The sequence below is a fragment of the Streptomyces pseudogriseolus genome, assembly GCA_002154585.1.
GTDB lineage: Bacteria > Actinomycetota > Actinomycetes > Streptomycetales > Streptomycetaceae > Streptomyces > Streptomyces pseudogriseolus.
In genome coordinates this window covers 51,521-67,273 of record MUNG01000095.1, presented here as the reverse complement: position 1 = coordinate 67,273, position 15,753 = coordinate 51,521, and the positions used below count along the sequence as shown (strand labels likewise).

The following is a 15,753-nucleotide window of genomic DNA, read 5'->3' as shown; positions in this document are numbered from 1 at the left end:
GCCCCGACGACCGCCCCACATCCCCCGAGCACGGTGCGGAAGGAGCCCGGTGACCGCACCCCACACCGACGTCGAGCAGGTCGAGGCCGCCAACACCGCCTTCTACGAGGCACTGGAGAGAGGCGACTTCGAAGAGGTCGCGTCGGCCTGGCTCACCCCTTCCGACCTGGGCGTCGACGAGTCGTACCACGACCCCGCCGACACGGGCGTGGTCTCCTGCGTGCACCCCGGCTGGCCGGTGCTGACCGGACGCGGCGAGGTGCTCCGCTCGTACGCGCTGATCATGGCGAACACCGACTACATCCAGTTCTTCCTCACCGACGTGCACGTCTCCGTCACCGGGGACACCGCCCTCGTGACCTGCACGGAGAACATCCTCAGCGGCGGGCCCGCCCCCGAGGCCGGCGAGGAGCTGGGGCCGCTGGTCGGGCAGCTCGTCGTCGCCACCAACGTGTACCGGCGCACCCCGTCCGGCTGGAAGCTCTGGTCCCACCACGCCTCCCCGGTCCTCGCCGAGGACGACGACGACGAGGACGACGACACCCCGACCCCGCCCTGACCCGCGTACGTGGCGGTTCTCACCCCGCCGGGCACGGCCGCCGGGGCACGCGCCCGCCGCGGGTAGATTCGAGAGAAGGCCGGGGTGCCGTCCGCACAGGGCACCGGCCGGCCGGACCGACGACAGCAGGAGTGATTCGCGTGGATCGTGTCGCGCTGAGCGGCCTGAGGGCCCGCGGGCACCACGGTGTGTTCCCGAAGGAGCGCGAGGAGGGCCAGACCTTCCTCGTGGACCTCGTCCTCGGCCTGGACACCCGCCCGGCCGCCGCCGACGACGACCTGACGAAGACCGTGCACTACGGCATCGTGGCCGAGGAGGTGGTGGCCGTCGTCGAGGGCGAGCCCGTCAACCTCGTCGAGACCCTCGCCGAGCGCATCGCCCAGGTCTGCCTGAAGCACGACGTCGTGCAGGAGGTCGAGGTGCGCGTCCACAAGCCGGACGCGCCGATCACCGTGCCCTTCGACGACGTCACCGTCACCATCACCCGGAGCCGCGCATGACCAGGCCCACCACCTCGGGCCACACCGACCCGACCGTCCAGCCCGTCCCCGCCTCCGTGGTCGAGCAGGTGGACGCCGCCGACGCCACCCTCCAGAACCCGAAGCGGGCCGTGGTGTCCCTCGGCGCCAACCTGGGCAACCGCCTGGAGACCCTCCAGGGGGCCGTGGACGCCCTGGAGGACACCCCGGGCATCCGGGTCAAGGCGGTCTCCCCCGTGTACGAGACGGAGCCGTGGGGCGTCGAGCCCGGCAGCCAGCCGTCCTACTTCAACGCGGTCGCGGTGCTGAAGACCACCCTGCCGCCGTCCTCCCTGCTGGAGCGCGCCCAGGCCGTCGAGGAGGCCTTCCACCGCGTACGGGACGAGCGCTGGGGCCCGCGCACCCTGGACGTCGACATCGTCGCCTACGCCGACCTGCACTCCGACGACCCGCGACTCACCCTGCCGCATCCGCGCGCCCACGAGCGCGCCTTCGTGCTCGCCCCCTGGCTCGACATCGACCCCGCCGCCGAGCTCCCCGGACGCGGACAGGTGGCGCACCTGCTGGACGCGGTCACCCGGGACGGTGTCACGCCGCGCGCCGACCTGGAACTCCGGCTGCCCGAGTAGCCGTTAAGGTCGAGGACGGCCACAGCCCGGGGTCACCGGCCCGGGGAACGCGAAGGGACACCGTGAAAGAGCTGCGCATCAGGGTGCTGGCCGGCGTCTTCGTCGTCGCCGGGGTCCTGTCCTGGGCCGGCGCCCGCCTGTGGAACTCGCTGGGGACCCTCCCGAGCGTGCCCGTGGCCGCGCCGATCGTCCTCGCCCTGATCGCCGTGGTCCTCGCGGCCACCGCGCTCTCCCTGCGCGCCCGGCTGAAGGCCCAGCGCGAGCGCCGGCCCGACGCCAAGGGCGTCGACCCGCTGATGGCCGCCCGCGCGGTGGTCTTCGGACAGGCCAGCGCGCTGGTGGCGGCCCTCGTCGCCGGCCTCTACGGCGGCACGTTCGTGGTGCTGCTGGGCTCCCTGGACATCCCCGCCCGCCGCGACCAGGCCATCTACGCCGGCTTCTCCGTGGTGGCCGGCATCGGCGTGATAGCGGCGGCCAAGTTCCTGGAGCACGTCTGCAAGCTCCCGGACGACGAGGACGACGACCACCCGGGCACGGCCACGGCGAGCTGACGGCCGCGGACACGAGGAAGGGGCACGGTTCGCACCGTGCCCCTTCCTTCTGCCCGAGCGGCGTCAGCGCGCCATGATCAGGCTCATGGCCTCGTTGCGGGTCGCCGCGTCCCGCAGCTGACCCCGCACCGCCGAGGTGATCGTCTTGGCGCCGGGCTTGCGGATGCCCCGCATCGACATGCACATGTGCTCGCACTCCACGACCACGATGACCCCGCGCGGCTCCAGGATCTCCATCAGGGAGTCCGCGATCTGCGTGGTGAGTCGTTCCTGCACCTGCGGGCGGCGGGCGTAGACGTCCACCAGCCGGGCCAGCTTGGACAGGCCGGTGATCTTCCCGCTGGTCGACGGGATGTACCCGACGTGCGCCACGCCCCGGAACGGCACCAGGTGGTGCTCACAGGTCGAGTACACCTCGATGTCCTTGACCAGCACCATCTCGTCGTGGCCGATGTCGAACGTCGTCGTCAGCACGTCCTCGGGCTTCTGCCACAGCCCCGCGAAGATCTCCCGGTAGGCACGGGCCACGCGCGCCGGGGTCTCCTGCAGGCCCTCACGGTCCGGGTCCTCGCCCACCGCGATCAGCAGCTCGCGCACGGCGTTCCGGGCCCGCTTCTCGTCGAACTCACCGACGGGGGCTATGCCGTCCAGCGTCACGGGGTCGGTCATGGGTGCCTCGTTCCTGTGCCTGCACGCGTGCCGGGCACGCGTCTCGAACCGCGGTGATGCAAAAATGCCGCGCCCCCCAGGCTAGAACCAGGGGGACGCGGCATCCATTCCGGGCCCGGTGGGGCGCCGAGAGCCTGTGGTCAGCTCTCGGGGCGCTCCTCCGGGGTCCGCTCCGGCTGCGGGGCGGTGTCCGTCGTGGCGGTCTTCGTGGTGGAGATGGCCGGCGTGGCGCCGTTCGCCCCGTTCGTCAGGGCCAGCTCCTTGGGGGAGAGGACCGGCGGGCGGGTGGACGGCGTACGGCGCGAGGATCCGGTCCAGGCGGGCCTGGGCGGGCGCTTGACGATCGGCGCGAAGATCTCGGCGATCTCCTCCTTGCCCAGCGTCTCCTTCTCCAGGAGGGCCAGGACCAGGTTGTCGAGGACGTCGCGGTTCTCGACGAGGATCTCCCACGCCTCGTTGTGCGCGGTCTCGATGAGCTTCTTGACCTCTTCGTCGACCAGCGCGGCGACCTCTTCCGAGTAGTCGCGCTGGTGAGCCATCTCACGGCCGAGGAAGGGCTCCGTGTTGTCGCCGCCGAACTTGATGGCGCCGAGCCGCTCGGTCATGCCGTACTGCGTGACCATCGCGCGGGCCAGACCGGTGGCCTTCTCGATGTCGTTGGCGGCACCGGTGGTCGGGTCGTGGAAGACGAGCTCCTCCGCCGCCCGGCCGCCCAGCATGTACGCCAGCTGGTCCAGCATCTCGTTGCGCGTGGTGGAGTACTTGTCCTCGTCCGGCAGGACCATGGTGTAGCCGAGGGCGCGGCCTCTCGACAGGATGGTGATCTTGTGGACCGGGTCGGAGTTCGGTGAGGCCGCCGCGACCAGGGCGTGTCCGCCCTCGTGGTACGCGGTGATCTTCTTCTCCTTGTCGGACATGATCCGGGTCCGCTTCTGCGGGCCCGCGACGACGCGGTCGATCGCCTCGTCGAGCATCTTGTTGTCGATCAGCTTCTGGTCGCTGCGCGCGGTGAGCAGCGCGGCCTCGTTCAGCACGTTGGCCAGGTCGGCACCGGTCATGCCGGGCGTACGGCGGGCGACGGCGCCGAGGTCGACGTCCGGGGCGACCGGCTTGCCCTTCTGGTGCACCTTGAGGATCTCGAGGCGGCCCTGCATGTCAGGGCGGTCCACCGCGATCTGGCGGTCGAAGCGGCCGGGGCGCAGCAGCGCCGGGTCGAGGATGTCCGGGCGGTTCGTCGCGGCGATGAGGATCACGCCGCCCTTGACGTCGAAGCCGTCCATCTCGACGAGCAGCTGGTTCAGCGTCTGCTCGCGCTCGTCGTGACCGCCGCCGAGGCCGGCGCCGCGGTGGCGGCCGACCGCGTCGATCTCGTCGACGAAGACGATCGCCGGGGCGTTCGCCTTGGCCTGCTCGAACAGGTCACGGACACGGGAGGCGCCGACACCGACGAACATCTCGACGAAGTCGGAACCCGAGATCGAGTAGAACGGGACGCCCGCCTCGCCCGCGACGGCGCGCGCGAGCAGGGTCTTGCCGGTGCCGGGCGGGCCGTAGAGCAGCACGCCCTTGGGAATCTTGGCGCCCACGGCCTGGAACTTCGCCGGCTCCTGGAGGAACTCCTTGATCTCGTGGAGCTCCTCGACGGCCTCGTCGGAGCCCGCGACGTCGGCGAACGTCGTCTTCGGGGTGTCCTTGGTGATGAGCTTCGCCTTGGACTTCCCGAAGTTCATGACACGGGAGCCGCCGCCCTGCATCTGGTTCATCAGGAACAGGAAGACGACCACGATGAGGACGAAGGGCAGCAGCGACAGCAGAATGCTCACGAAGGGGTTCTGCTTCGACGGCGAGACCGTGTAGCCGTCGGGGATCTGCTTGTTCTGGAACTTGTCCTGCAGCGTGCTGGCGATGGTGACGCCCTGGTCGCCGATGTAGCTCGCCTGGATCTTCGAGCTGCCCTCGACCTTCTGGCCGTCCTTGAGCTGGACCTTGACGGTCTGCTCGTCGCCGGTGGTCAGCTTGGCCGACTCGACCTTGTTCTCATTGATCGCCTGGACGACCTGGCCCGTGTCCACCGTCTTGTAGCCGCCGGACGAGCCGACGACCTGCATCAACACGACCACGGCAAGGACGGCCAGCACGATCCACATGACCGGCCCACGGAAGTATCGCTTCACGTCCATCCATACGGAGCGGTGCCGCCCCGTCCCTCCTGCCATAGTGAGTTTGATAAAGGCTGTTCTTCGGACGGTACCCCAGCATGGGCCCCCGACGCTGCGAGGGACGGCCGGCAGTGGCGTCCACGCATGCTCCAACGCCGCGGAGCCCGCCGGGGTTCCCGATCACGTGCGGCGGCCGGGGCCGCCGCGGGTTCACCCGCCGTAGACGTGGGGCGCGAGCGTCCCGACGAACGGCAGGTTGCGGTACTTCTCGGCGTAGTCCAGGCCGTAGCCGACGACGAACTCGTTGGGGATGTCGAAACCGGCCCATTCGACGTCGATGGCGACCTTGGCGGCCTCGGGCTTGCGCAGCAGCGTGCACACCTTGAGGGAGGCGGGCTCGCGCGAGCCGAGGTTGGAGATCAGCCAGGACAGGGTCAGTCCGGAGTCGATGATGTCCTCGACGATCAGGACGTGCCGGCCCTTGATGTCCGTGTCGAGGTCCTTGAGGATCCGCACCACGCCCGAGGACTGCGTGCCCGCCCCGTACGAGGACACGGCCATCCAGTCCATCGTGACCGGGGTGGACAGCGCCCGCGCGAGGTCGGCCATCACCATCACCGCGCCCTTGAGCACGCCGACGATCAGCAGGTCCTTGCCCGCGTACTCCGCGTCGATCTTCGCCGCCAGCTCCACCAGCTTGGCGTCGATCTCTTCCTTGGTGATGAGCACCTTCTCGAGGTCGGCACCCATGTCGTTCGCGTCCACCCGCATCACTTTCGGTCGTCCCACCGGCCGGTCCGGTCCGCCCCGCGACCCGCGCGGTCGGTGGGGTCCGGATTCAGCCCTGCCGAATCACCAGTCTGCCACCCTGCCGGCGGGCGACGACCCGGCCGGGGAGATTGATGGCCCCCTGACCGCGCCAGCCGGTGATCAGCCGGTCGACCTCCTCGATGTGCCGGGCGAACAGCGAACCCGCCGGTGCGCCGGCCTCGATGGCGGCCCGGCGCAGCACCCGGCGGCGCACGGCGGGCGGCAGGTCGCCCAGCGCGGCGCACTCCAGGCGGCCGTCGGCGTCCCGGACGCCGGCCGCGGCCTTCCCGGCCCAGGCGTCGAGGGCGTCGGCGTCGTCACGGGAGAGCTGGGCCGTACGGGCGAGGGCCTCGACGACGCCCTTGCCGAGGGCCTTCTCCAGGGCGGGCAGGCCCTCGTGGCGCAGCCGGGAGCGGGTGTAGGCGGGGTCGGTGTTGTGCGGGTCGTCCCAGACGGGCAGGGACTGGACCATGCAGGCCTTGCGGGCGGTCTGCCGGTCGAGCTGGAGGAAGGGGCGCCGGTAACGGCCGTCGGCCCCCGAGACCGCGGCCATGCCGGACAGGGAGCGGATGCCGGAGCCGCGGGCGAGGCCGAGCAGCACCGTCTCGGCCTGGTCGTCGCGGGTGTGGCCGAGCAGGACGGCGGCGGCGCGATGGCGCTCGGCGGCGGTGTCGAGGGCGGCGTAGCGGGCGTCCCGGGCGGCGGCCTCGGGTCCGCCGTCGCGGCCCACGGTGACGGCGACGGACTCGACGGGGTCAAGGCCGAGTTCGCGCAGGCGCGAGGCGACCTCGGCGGCGCGCAGGGCGGAGCCCGCCTGGAGGCCGTGGTCGACGGTGACGCCGCCGGCGCGCAGACCGGCGCGGGGGGCTTCGAAGGCGAGGGCGGAGGCGAGCGCCATGGAGTCGGCGCCGCCGGAGCAGGCCACGAGCACGAGCGGGGAGGAGGACCGCTCGTCGGGCGAGAGGCGGCCGGGCGTCCGGCCGTGTTCGGCGAGGATGTCGTTCAGGACGCGGCGGACCGCCAGGCGTATCGCCGCGACCGCAGGATGGGGACCCATGTCCGGTTCCCTTCATGATGTTGTTCCGGGGGGTTGAGCCCGGGGCCGGTCACGCAGAGTGTGTAGATGGTGACAGAACCGGGCCGTTCCCCGAGCATTGCACGCCTGCCCGGGGCTCACGGTCCCTCGGACGGGTGATTGGCGGGGCGTCCGTCTGCCGCCGCCCGGACACCCTGCGCGACGGGGGCGCGGTGCCTATGCCTCCGGTTTGCGGTGCACCCGCGTGATCCAGTCCGCCGGTTTGCCGATCTCCGCCTTGGTGGGGAGGGTGTTCGGCGACGTCCACACCCGGTTGAAGCCCTCCATGCCGACCTCGTCGACGACCGCGCGGACGAAGCGCTCGCCGTCGCGGTACTGCCGGAGCTTGGCGTCCAGGCCGAGCAGCTTGCGCAGCGCCATGTCCAGCCGGGAGGCGCCCTTCGCGCGGCGCTGCTGGAACTTCTCCCGGATCTCGGCGACGCTCGGCACGACCTCGGGGCCCACGCCGTCCATCACGTAGTCGGCGTGCCCCTCCAGCAGCGACATGACGGCGGTGAGCCGGCCGAGGATCTCCCGCTGGGCCGGGGTCTGCACGATCTCCACGAGGGAGCGCCCCTCGTCGCCCTCCTCGCCCTCGGGGCGGCCGCCGACCAGCGACTGGGCGGCCTCGCGCACCCGTTCCAGCACGGTCATCGGATCGACGTCGGTCTCGCTCAGGAACGCCTGGATCTCGCCCTCGAGGTGGTCCCGCAGCCAGGGCACGGCGGTGAACTGGGTGCGGTGGGTCTCCTCGTGGAGCGTCACCCACAGGCGGAAGTCGTGCGGCTCCACGTCCAGTTCGCGTTCGACGTGGACGATGTTGGGGGCGACCAGCAGCAGCCGTCCGCCGCCGTGGGCGCCGGCCGGGAGGTCCCGGGTGGCGGGGGCGAAGGTCTCGTACTGGCCGAGGACCCGGGAGGCGAGGAACGACAGCAGCATGCCCAGCTCCACGCCGGTGACCTTGCCGCCGACGGCGCCCATGACCATGGTGCCGGGGCTGGTGCCGCGACGTTCCTGCATCTTGTCGAGCAGGGGTTTGAGCAGCTCGCGGAAGCCGGCGACGTTGGCCCGCACCCAGCCGGGGCGGTCGACCACGAGAAGGGGCGTGTCATGGGTCTCGGGGGTGCCGAGACCGGTGAAGCCGCGGACGTGTTCCTCCGCGGACCGCGCGTGGCGGCGGAGCTCCGCGACGACGGCGCGGGCCTCGTCCCGGCTCACGTCGGGGCCCGGCCGCATGAGCCTGGTCGCGGTCGCGACCGCGAGGTTCCAGTCGACCATGGATGAGGCAGCACCACCGATGCTCGTCATGTGTCAACGGTACGTGAGGGGTGGGGAAACGGGCAGATCCTCACGGCCTGCGGCACTACAGGGGCGCGGGGAACTGTGCGAAGGGGGTCCGGGGGCGAAGCCCCCGAAGACGGGAGGGCAGGACGCGGAACGTCCGCGCAGTTCCCCGCGCCCCTAAACGCGGCACCCGCACGCCGCCAAGGCGGAGGCGGCCTTGTCCAGGGCCGCCTGCGCCGCGTCCGGCCCCGTCGTGTCGTTCGCGAGGAACGCGAACGCCAGCAGGCGGCCGTCGCGGTCCACGACCGTGCCGGCCAGCGTGTTGACGCCGGTCAGCGTGCCGGTCTTGGCGCGCACCACGCCGGCCGCGCCGTCGGCGTAGCGGCCGGAGAGGGTGCCGGTGAAGCCGGCCACGGGGAGGCCCGTGAGGACCGGGCGCAGCTCCGGGTGGGCGGGGTCGCCGGCCGTGACGAGGAGGGCGGTGAGCAGGTCGGCGGTGAGCCGCCCGGCGCGGTCCAGACCGCTGCCGTCCTTGATCACGACGCCCTTCACGGGCAGCCTCAGCTGCTTCAGGCGGGCGGTGACCGCCGCGCCCGCGCCGGCGAAGTCGGCCGGCTTGCCGGTGGCCACGGCGGTGTGCCGGGCGAGCGCCTCGGCGAGGTCGTTGTCGCTGTTGGTCAGCATGCGCTCGACGAGCGCGGACAGCGGCGGCGAGGACACCGTCGCGAGGGTGGTCGCGCGCGTGGTCGACTTCGACGGGCCGGGCGGCGTGGCCGTGATTCCGTGCTCCTTCAGCAGGTCGCCGAATCGCCGGGCGGCGTCGGCCGCGGGGTCGGCGACGCGCGGGGCGGGCCCGCTGGAGGAGTCGTCGGCGCGGGCCTCGTCGGCCATCAGCGGGGTGACCTCGGCGATGTTCGGGTTGACCCCGATCGGGTGGGTCGTGCCGCCCTTGTAGAGGGTCGTGTCGTACGACAGCGTCACCTTGCGCACGCCCCGCTTGGCGAGGGCCGCCGCGGTCCGGGCCGCCAGGTCGCGCAGGCTCGCGGACCCCTTGGCGCTCTTACGGGCGGTGAGCGTGGGGTCGCCGCCGCCGACCAGCACGACCTCCTCGGTGTCGGGTTCGTAGACCGTGCGGGTGGTGAGCCGGTGGTCGGGGCCCAGCGCGGACAGCGCGGCGACCGCGGTGGCGATCTTCGTGGTGGAGGCGGGGGTGAGCGCGGTGCCGGAGTCGGCGCCGTAGAGGCGGCGGCCGGTGGCGGCGTCGACCACGGCCGCGGAGCGGCGGCCCAGCGCCGGGTCCTTCAGCAGCGGGTCGAGGACGGCGGCGAGCGCCTTCCCGGCGGGCGCCGAACGGGCGGCGGTGGCGGTGCCGCCGAGGCCGGTGAGCACGGACGGGGCGGGCGGGGCGGCCCCCGGCCCGCGCGGCGGGGTGCCGGCGCGCGCCCGGGAGCCTTCGTGATCTGTGCCACGCGAGGCTTCCAGGGCCACGGCCCGGTGCCGCTCGGCCGTACGCTGACCCGAGGAGTCCCAGGGGCCGGCGGCGGTCGCCACTCCCGCGGCCAGCGCCAGACCGGCGGTGGCGGCGGTCGCGGTGTACCACCCGGTTCCGGGCCGCGCGACCCGTGGGGCCTGCGGCGATCCCGGCCGGCGCCCTCTGGTGAACCACGGCCCGGTGGCCGCGGCGACCCGCGCCAGACGCGGTCGTACGGCGTCCGCGATCCGCACGACGTGCGGTACCGCGGCCCGCCAAGGCCTCAGCTCTGGCACGACCACCAGCCCCTTTCGCGATCACACACCTGCGTGAGGGACACTTAACCACCAGAACGATGTGCTGATCATGGAGGAGCGTCCGGTGGAGTTCGACGTCACGATCGAGATCCCGAAGGGTTCGCGGAACAAGTACGAGGTGGACCACGAGACGGGTCGGATCCGCCTGGACCGTCGGCTCTTCACCTCGACCGCCTACCCGACCGACTACGGCTTCGTCGAGAACACCCTCGGCGAGGACGGCGACCCGCTGGACGCGCTGGTCATCCTGGACGAGCCGACGTTCCCGGGCTGCCTGATCCGCTGCCGCGCCATCGGCATGTTCCGCATGACCGACGAGGCCGGCGGCGACGACAAGCTGCTGTGCGTCCCGTCGACGGACCCGCGCGTGGAGCACCTGCGCGACATCCACCACGTGTCGGAGTTCGACCGGCTGGAGATCCAGCACTTCTTCGAGGTCTACAAGGACCTGGAGCCGGGCAAGTCGGTCGAGGGCGCCAACTGGGTCGGCCGGGTCGACGCCGAGGCCGAGATCGAGCGGTCCTACAAGCGGTTCAAGGAGCAGGGCGGCCACTGAGCCCCCTCGCCCCGAGAGGTGACGACGGGCCGCACGCCCAGGCGTGCGGCCCGTCGTCGTGCTGTGCGCCGTTCGCCGTGTGCGCATATCGGCGCGACAACGGGCACACTGAGGGACGGTGTCGTCAGCAGGGAGAGAAAGGCACGTGACGGACGCGGAGGACCGCAAGCCGCAGTCGGACGAGGCGAGGAGCGCCTTCGTACCCCCTTCGCATCTCGCGGCGCAGACCGACAGCGAGTCGTCGACGACCTCCGAGTTCGCGGTGCCCGACGGGCTGGCCGTGCCGAAGCCGGGGGCGTCGGAGTCCGAGACCACCTCGGAGTTCTCCCTTCCGGACGGTCTGGACGTCGCGCCGCCCCCGCCGCACGAGCCGGAGGGCTCGGCGTTCAGCACGCCGAGGACGTACAGCGCCAAGCAGGCCGCCGCCTTCACCCCGCCGACCGGCGTCCCGCTGGTCCGGCTGACCAAGGACGTGCCCTGGCAGGACCGGATGCGCACGATGCTGCGCATGCCGGTGACCGAGCGGCCCGCCCCGGAGCCGGTGCAGCGGCACGACGAGGCCGGCCCGGCCGTGCCGCGCGTGCTGGACCTGAGCCTGCGTATCGGTGAGCTGCTGCTGGCGGGCGGTGAGGGCGCCGAGGACGTGGAGGCGGCGATGTTCGCCGTGTGCCGCTCCTACGGCCTGGACCGGTGCGAGCCCAACGTCACCTTCACCCTGCTCGCCGTCTCCTACCAGCCGTCCCTGGTCGACGACCCGGTGACCGCCTCCCGCACGGTGCGCCGCCGCTCCCCCGACTACACCCGGCTGGCGGCCGTCTACCAGCTGGTGGACGACCTCAGCGACGCCGAGACCCAGGTGACCCTGGAGGAGGCGTACCGGCGGCTGGCGGAGATCCGCCGTAACCGGCACCCCTACCCGGGCTGGGCGCTGACGGCGGCGAGCGGGCTGCTGGCCGGCTCCGCCTCGGTGCTGGTCGGTGGCCAGCTGCTGGTGTTCGTCGCGGCTGCGGTCGGGGCCATGCTCGGCGACCGGCTGGCCTGGCTGTGCGCCGGGCGCGGGCTGCCGGAGTTCTACCAGTTCACGGTGGCCGCGACGCCGCCGGCCGCGATCGGGGTGGCGCTGACCCTGGCGCACGCGGACGTGAAGGCCTCCGCGGTGATCACCGGTGGGCTGTTCGCGCTGCTGCCCGGACGGGCGCTGGTGGCGGGCGTGCAGGACGGTCTCACCGGCTTCTACATCACGGCGTCCGCGCGTCTGCTGGAGGTGCTGTACTTCTTCGTCGGCATCGTGATCGGCGTGCTGACGGTGCTGTACTTCGGCGTGCAGCTGGGCGCCAACCTGGTTCCGGACGCCGCGCTCGGCGGGTCGGACCCGCAGCCGGTGCTGCAGATCGCCGCGTCCCTGGGGCTGTCGCTGGCGTTCGCGGTGCTGCTCCAGCAGGAGCGGGCCACGGTGCTGATGGTGACGCTGAACGGCGGGGTCGCCTGGGTGGTGTACGGGGCGATGCACGACACGGGCGACATCTCGCCGGTGGCGTCGACGGCGGTGGCCGCCGGTGTGGTGGGCCTGTTCGGGCAGCTGCTGGCCCGCTACCGGTTCGCGTCCGCGCTGCCGTACACCACGGCCGCGATCGGGCCGCTGCTGCCCGGTTCGGCCACGTACTTCGGTCTGCTGGGCATCGCACAGAACGAGGTCGACTCGGGTCTGACGTCGCTGACCAAGGCGGTGGCGCTGGCGATGGCCATCGCGATCGGCGTGAACCTCGGTTCGGAGATCTCCCGGCTGTTCCTGCGGATCGGCTCCGCGGAGAAGCGTCGGGCGGCGAAGCGGACGCGAGGCTTCTAGCCCACCGCCGGTCCGCCCGCCGCCCGCCGGGGTGCTCAGTAACCGCCGCCGTTGTACGGCTGGCGCGGGTCGTACTGCTGGTCGTACCGCTGCTGGTCGTACTGCCGCTGGTCGTAGCCCTGGTCGTTCCCGTACGGCTGCCGGTCCGGCTGCTGCTGCGGGTAGCCGTTGCCGCCGCCGTACGGCTGCTGCTGCTGCGGGTAGCCGCCCTGGTCGCCGTGGTGCTGCGGGCGGGGCTGCTGGGGCGCGGCGGCCGGGGGGATGCGGCGCAGCTGGGTGGTGGCGTCGTCCATGACCGGCGGCTGCGCGTGCGGCGCGGCGGCCGGGGCCTCGGCGGCGGCGCGCTTCTTCTTCCCGCGCTCGCGCAGGTACTCGATCAGGATCGGCACCACGGAGACGAAGACGATCAGGACGAGGATCGCCTCGACGTTGTTCTTGATGAGCGAGATCTGGCCCAGCCAGTAGCCGGCGAGGGTGACGCCCGTGCCCCAGGCGACACCGCCGATGACGTTGTACGTGAGGAACGTGCGGTACTTCATCCGGCCGGCGCCGGCCACGATGGGCGCGAAGGTCCGCACGATGGGCACGAAGCGGGCCAGGACGATCGCCTTCGGCCCGTACTTCTCCATGAACTCGTGGGCCTTCTCCAGGTTCTCCTGCTTGAACAGCTTGGAGTTGGGCCGGCTGAACAGCCGGGGCCCGAAGAACTTGCCGATCATGTAGCCGACCTGGTCGCCGATCACGGCGGCGAGCACGATCAGCGTGCACACCAGCCACAGGGGCTGGCTGATGTAGGTGCCCTCGGCCACGAAAAGGCCCGCCGTGAACAGCAGGGAGTCGCCGGGCAGGAACGCGAAGAGTCCGGATTCCGCGAAGACGATCAGCAGGATGCCGGGGAGGCTGAAGGTCTCGATGAGGTAGTCCGGGCTCAGCCACTCGGGGCCGAGCGCAAGGGTGGTCACGGGGATGTGGCTCCTGCAGCTGGGGGTCAAGGGCGGGGCTGGCTGCCCAAATTATGAACGCAGCCGTAGAAGCCCAGGTTCCGCGGGGGTACCCAGGATGCACTGTGCCCCGCCCCGGCGGAAGCCGCGAGCCGGCGCCGTGGGGGAATCACCGCTGGTCGTGGCCCACAGCGCCCGGGCCGCGACCGCTCAGGCGGTGTGCCGTACGGCGTTGGCGAGGATCGCGTCCCGCATGTACGCGGCCAGCCCCTCCTTCGCCTGGTCGATGTTGCGCGTGAAGCGCTCGTCGTTGACGTACATCTCCCCCAGGCAGGTGTGCATCTCGTAGCCGCAGTCGTAGTGGTTGCGGGTGATGCCCTGGCGGTGGTCCTCGGCGACGTCCATCGCCGCCTCCGAGTCCGCCGGCTCGCCCGCGTCCATCAGGGCGACGAAGCGCCGGGTGAGCTCGTCGGACTCGCGCTGGATCCGCTGCCAGTCCTCCTTGGTGTAGGAGGCCGTCCTCTGCTGCGACTGACGGTAGGCGTCGGTGTCGCCCCAGCGCTCCTGGACCTCCTCCTGGTACTGGTCGGGGTCGAAGTCGCCGAAGACCTCGAACTTCTCCTCGGGTGTCAGGTTGATCCCCATCGTGCGTGCCTCCATGGCCTGTTCCACGGCCGCCGCCATCTTCTGGAGCCGTTCGATCCGGGCGGTCAGCAGCTCGTGCTGGCGGCGCAGATGCGCGCGCGGGTCCGCGGCCGGGTCGTCGAGCAGCGCGGCGACCTCCTCGAGCGGAAAGCCGAGCTCGCGGTAGAACAGGATCTGCTGAAGCCGGTCGAGGTCGGCGTCGCTGTAGCGCCGGTGCCCCGCGTGGCTGCGCGCGCTCGGCACGAGCAGGCCGATGGCGTCGTAGTGGTGCAGGGTGCGCACCGTGACCCCGGCGAAACCGGCCACCTGTCCTACGGAGTAGCTCACTTCCGCTCCCTTCCGTTCCGCGCTCCAGGCTGGGTCCTCACGCCACGTGAGGTGCAAGCGGGTTCCCGATTAATCCCTTTCGCCCCCTTATCGTGTGCGCGTGACCCAGGACAGCACGCAGTCGGCGACCGGTACCGCCCCGGCGGTCTCGGCCCGCGCCCTCCTGCCGACCATCGTGCCCGCGCTGCTGGTCGGCGTGGTGACGAGCCTGGTCCTGCTGGGGGTGAGCGCGGCCGCCGAGGAGCTCCAGCACGCGCTCTGGCGGGACCTGCCGGACGCGCTCGGCGTCGGCCGTTACTCCGTGGCGTGGATGTTCGCGGTGCTGGTGGCCACCGGTGTCGCGGTGGGGCTGGTGGTGTGGAAGGTGCCCGGGCACGCGGGCCCCGACCCGGCGACCACGGGGCTCGAGGCGCCGGTGCTGCCGCTCGCGGTGCTGCCCGGGCTGCTGCTGGTGACCGCGCTGGTGCTGGCCGGCGGGCCGAGCCTGGGACCGGAGAACCCGATCATCGCCGTGAACGTCTCGCTGGCGGTGTGGTTCGGCGCCCGCGCGTTCCCGGCGACGGCCGAACGCGGGTGGGTGGCCCTCGCCGAGGCGGGGACCATCGGCGCGCTGTTCGGCACGCCGGTCGCCGCGGCGCTGGTGATCTCCGAGGCGCTGGCCGGGCAGCGCGTCAAGGGACAGCTGTGGGACAGCCTGTTCGCGCCGCTGGCCGCCGCCGGGGCGGGCGCCCTGACCACCACGCTGGTGTCGAGGCCGAGCTTCGACCTGCACCTGCCGCCGTTCGGGCAGCCCGGCTGGGGCGATCTGCTGGCGTCGCTCGTGGTGGCCTCGGCGGGCGCGCTGCTCGGCCTGTGCGCGGTGTACGCCTTCCCGTACACGCACGGGGCGTTCGCGCGGCTGCGCCACCCGATGCTGATGCTCCCGGCCGGCGGCGTGGTCCTGGGCGCGCTCGCGGCGCTGGGCGGGCACCTCACCCTGTTCAAGGGGCTCGACGAGATCGCCGAGCTGGCCGCCGACCCCGACGGCTGGACGGCCGGCGAGTTCGCCGTGATGACGGTGGTGAAACTGGCCGCGCTGCTGGTCGCCGCGTCCTGCGGCTTCCGCGGCGGGCGGATCTTCCCGTCGGTGTTCGTGGGGACCGCGCTCGGCCTGTGCGCGCACGCGCTGGTGCCCGAGGTGCATCCGGCCGTCGGGGTGTCGGCGGGCGTCCTGGGCCTGCTGCTGGCTGTCACCCGGCAGGGCTGGGTGAGCCTGTTCGTCGCGGCCGTCCTGGTCGCCTCCCCCGGCATGCTCGCCCTGCTGTGCCTGGCCTCCCTCCCCGCCTGGCTGCTCGTCACCGGCCGCCCGCACATGCAGCTGCGGCCGGACGGGACGGCCGTCAGCTGACCCCCGCTCCCCCCGGCGGCCCGGCCCGGGCCGCCCGACCCCTTACGG

Annotated in this window: 15 protein-coding genes; 7 read left to right on the top strand and 8 right to left on the bottom strand. The window is 72.3% G+C overall.

The genetic code is table 11. The features are described 5' to 3' along the window. Positions 1–49 precede the first annotated feature (49 nt). From CCN29_RS10320 to CCN29_RS10305, 4 genes are all read left to right on the top strand, one after another. Positions 50–559, top strand: coding sequence for a nuclear transport factor 2 family protein (locus CCN29_RS10320; RefSeq protein ID WP_006132614.1), 510 nt, complete (start codon positions 50–52; stop codon positions 557–559). 140 nt (positions 560–699) lie between these two features. Continuing rightward, complete coding sequence (gene folB, locus CCN29_RS10315; protein WP_006132613.1) at positions 700–1,059, top strand: dihydroneopterin aldolase; 360 nt, start codon at positions 700–702, stop codon at positions 1,057–1,059. After that, complete coding sequence (folK, locus tag CCN29_RS10310; protein WP_006132612.1) at positions 1,056–1,667, top strand: 2-amino-4-hydroxy-6-hydroxymethyldihydropteridine diphosphokinase; 612 nt, start codon at positions 1,056–1,058, stop codon at positions 1,665–1,667. Before folB ends, folK begins: the two co-directional genes overlap by 4 nt. Positions 1,668–1,729: 62 nt before the next feature. After that, positions 1,730–2,218, top strand: coding sequence for a DUF3180 domain-containing protein (locus CCN29_RS10305; protein WP_006132611.1), 489 nt, complete (start codon positions 1,730–1,732; stop codon positions 2,216–2,218). Between the two features lie 63 nt (positions 2,219–2,281). On the opposite strand, the gene folE is transcribed toward CCN29_RS10305, so the two are convergent. From folE to dacB, 6 genes are all read right to left on the bottom strand, one after another. Further along, the gene (folE, locus tag CCN29_RS10300) at positions 2,282–2,887 is read right to left on the bottom strand and encodes a GTP cyclohydrolase I FolE (protein WP_006132610.1); all 606 of its coding nucleotides are present in this window, start codon (positions 2,885–2,887) and stop codon (positions 2,282–2,284) included. Between the two features lie 140 nt (positions 2,888–3,027). Continuing rightward, positions 3,028–5,067 (bottom strand): ATP-dependent zinc metalloprotease FtsH, encoded by a 2,040-nt coding sequence (gene ftsH, locus CCN29_RS10295; protein ID WP_006132609.1) that lies wholly within the window; start codon positions 5,065–5,067, stop codon positions 3,028–3,030. Positions 5,068–5,256: 189 nt separating this feature from the next. Then, positions 5,257–5,817 (bottom strand): hypoxanthine phosphoribosyltransferase, encoded by a 561-nt coding sequence (hpt, locus tag CCN29_RS10290; protein ID WP_031020098.1) that lies wholly within the window; start codon positions 5,815–5,817, stop codon positions 5,257–5,259. Positions 5,818–5,884: 67 nt separating this feature from the next. Further along, positions 5,885–6,913: a tRNA lysidine(34) synthetase TilS gene (gene tilS / locus CCN29_RS10285; RefSeq protein WP_006132607.1), complete on the bottom strand. Its 1,029-nt coding sequence runs from the start codon at positions 6,911–6,913 to the stop codon at positions 5,885–5,887. Positions 6,914–7,108: 195 nt separating this feature from the next. After that, positions 7,109–8,239 carry an Rv3626c family coenzyme F420 biosynthesis-associated protein gene (locus tag CCN29_RS10280; protein ID WP_078592275.1) on the bottom strand — a complete coding sequence of 377 codons (1,131 nt, stop codon included), beginning with the start codon at positions 8,237–8,239 and terminating at the stop codon, positions 7,109–7,111. A gap of 153 nt (positions 8,240–8,392) precedes the next feature. Next, positions 8,393–9,988: a D-alanyl-D-alanine carboxypeptidase/D-alanyl-D-alanine endopeptidase gene (dacB, locus tag CCN29_RS10275; protein WP_031020096.1), complete on the bottom strand. Its 1,596-nt coding sequence runs from the start codon at positions 9,986–9,988 to the stop codon at positions 8,393–8,395. Between the two features lie 79 nt (positions 9,989–10,067). Here dacB and CCN29_RS10270 point away from each other — a divergent pair, with 79 nt between their 5' ends. Beyond that, positions 10,068–10,559, top strand: a complete 492-nt coding sequence (locus tag CCN29_RS10270; RefSeq protein ID WP_006132604.1) for an inorganic diphosphatase — start codon at positions 10,068–10,070, stop codon at positions 10,557–10,559. Between the two features lie 145 nt (positions 10,560–10,704). Further along, the gene (locus CCN29_RS10265) at positions 10,705–12,405 is read left to right on the top strand and encodes a threonine/serine exporter family protein (RefSeq protein WP_031020094.1); all 1,701 of its coding nucleotides are present in this window, start codon (positions 10,705–10,707) and stop codon (positions 12,403–12,405) included. 35 nt (positions 12,406–12,440) lie between these two features. Here CCN29_RS10265 and CCN29_RS10260 read toward each other — a convergent pair whose 3' ends face one another. Both CCN29_RS10260 and CCN29_RS10255 read right to left on the bottom strand, forming a co-directional pair. Then, on the bottom strand, positions 12,441–13,367 hold the full coding sequence (locus CCN29_RS10260) for a DedA family protein (protein WP_006132602.1): 927 nt from the start codon (positions 13,365–13,367) through the stop codon (positions 12,441–12,443). Between the two features lie 189 nt (positions 13,368–13,556). Then, on the bottom strand, positions 13,557–14,318 hold the full coding sequence (locus tag CCN29_RS10255; RefSeq protein WP_086681162.1) for a MerR family transcriptional regulator: 762 nt from the start codon (positions 14,316–14,318) through the stop codon (positions 13,557–13,559). Between the two features lie 100 nt (positions 14,319–14,418). Between CCN29_RS10255 and CCN29_RS10250 the strand changes: the two genes are divergently transcribed. Next, a complete protein-coding gene (locus CCN29_RS10250) occupies positions 14,419–15,705 on the top strand; it encodes an ion channel protein (RefSeq protein WP_006132600.1) in 1,287 nt (428 codons plus the stop codon). The last annotated feature ends 48 nt before the right edge of the window (positions 15,706–15,753 follow it).

Bases quoted from the DNA above. Each gene is read 5' to 3' on its own strand.
- folK (WP_006132612.1), top strand. From the start codon at position 1,056: ATGACCAGGCCCACCACCTCGGGCCACACCGACCCGACCGTCCAGCCC.
- folE (WP_006132610.1), bottom strand. From the start codon at position 2,887: ATGACCGACCCCGTGACGCTGGACGGCATAGCCCCCGTCGGTGAGTTC.
- ftsH (WP_006132609.1), bottom strand. From the start codon at position 5,067: ATGGACGTGAAGCGATACTTCCGTGGGCCGGTCATGTGGATCGTGCTG.
- hpt (WP_031020098.1), bottom strand. From the start codon at position 5,817: ATGCGGGTGGACGCGAACGACATGGGTGCCGACCTCGAGAAGGTGCTC.
- tilS (WP_006132607.1), bottom strand. From the start codon at position 6,913: ATGGGTCCCCATCCTGCGGTCGCGGCGATACGCCTGGCGGTCCGCCGC.
- CCN29_RS10280 (WP_078592275.1), bottom strand. From the start codon at position 8,239: ATGACGAGCATCGGTGGTGCTGCCTCATCCATGGTCGACTGGAACCTC.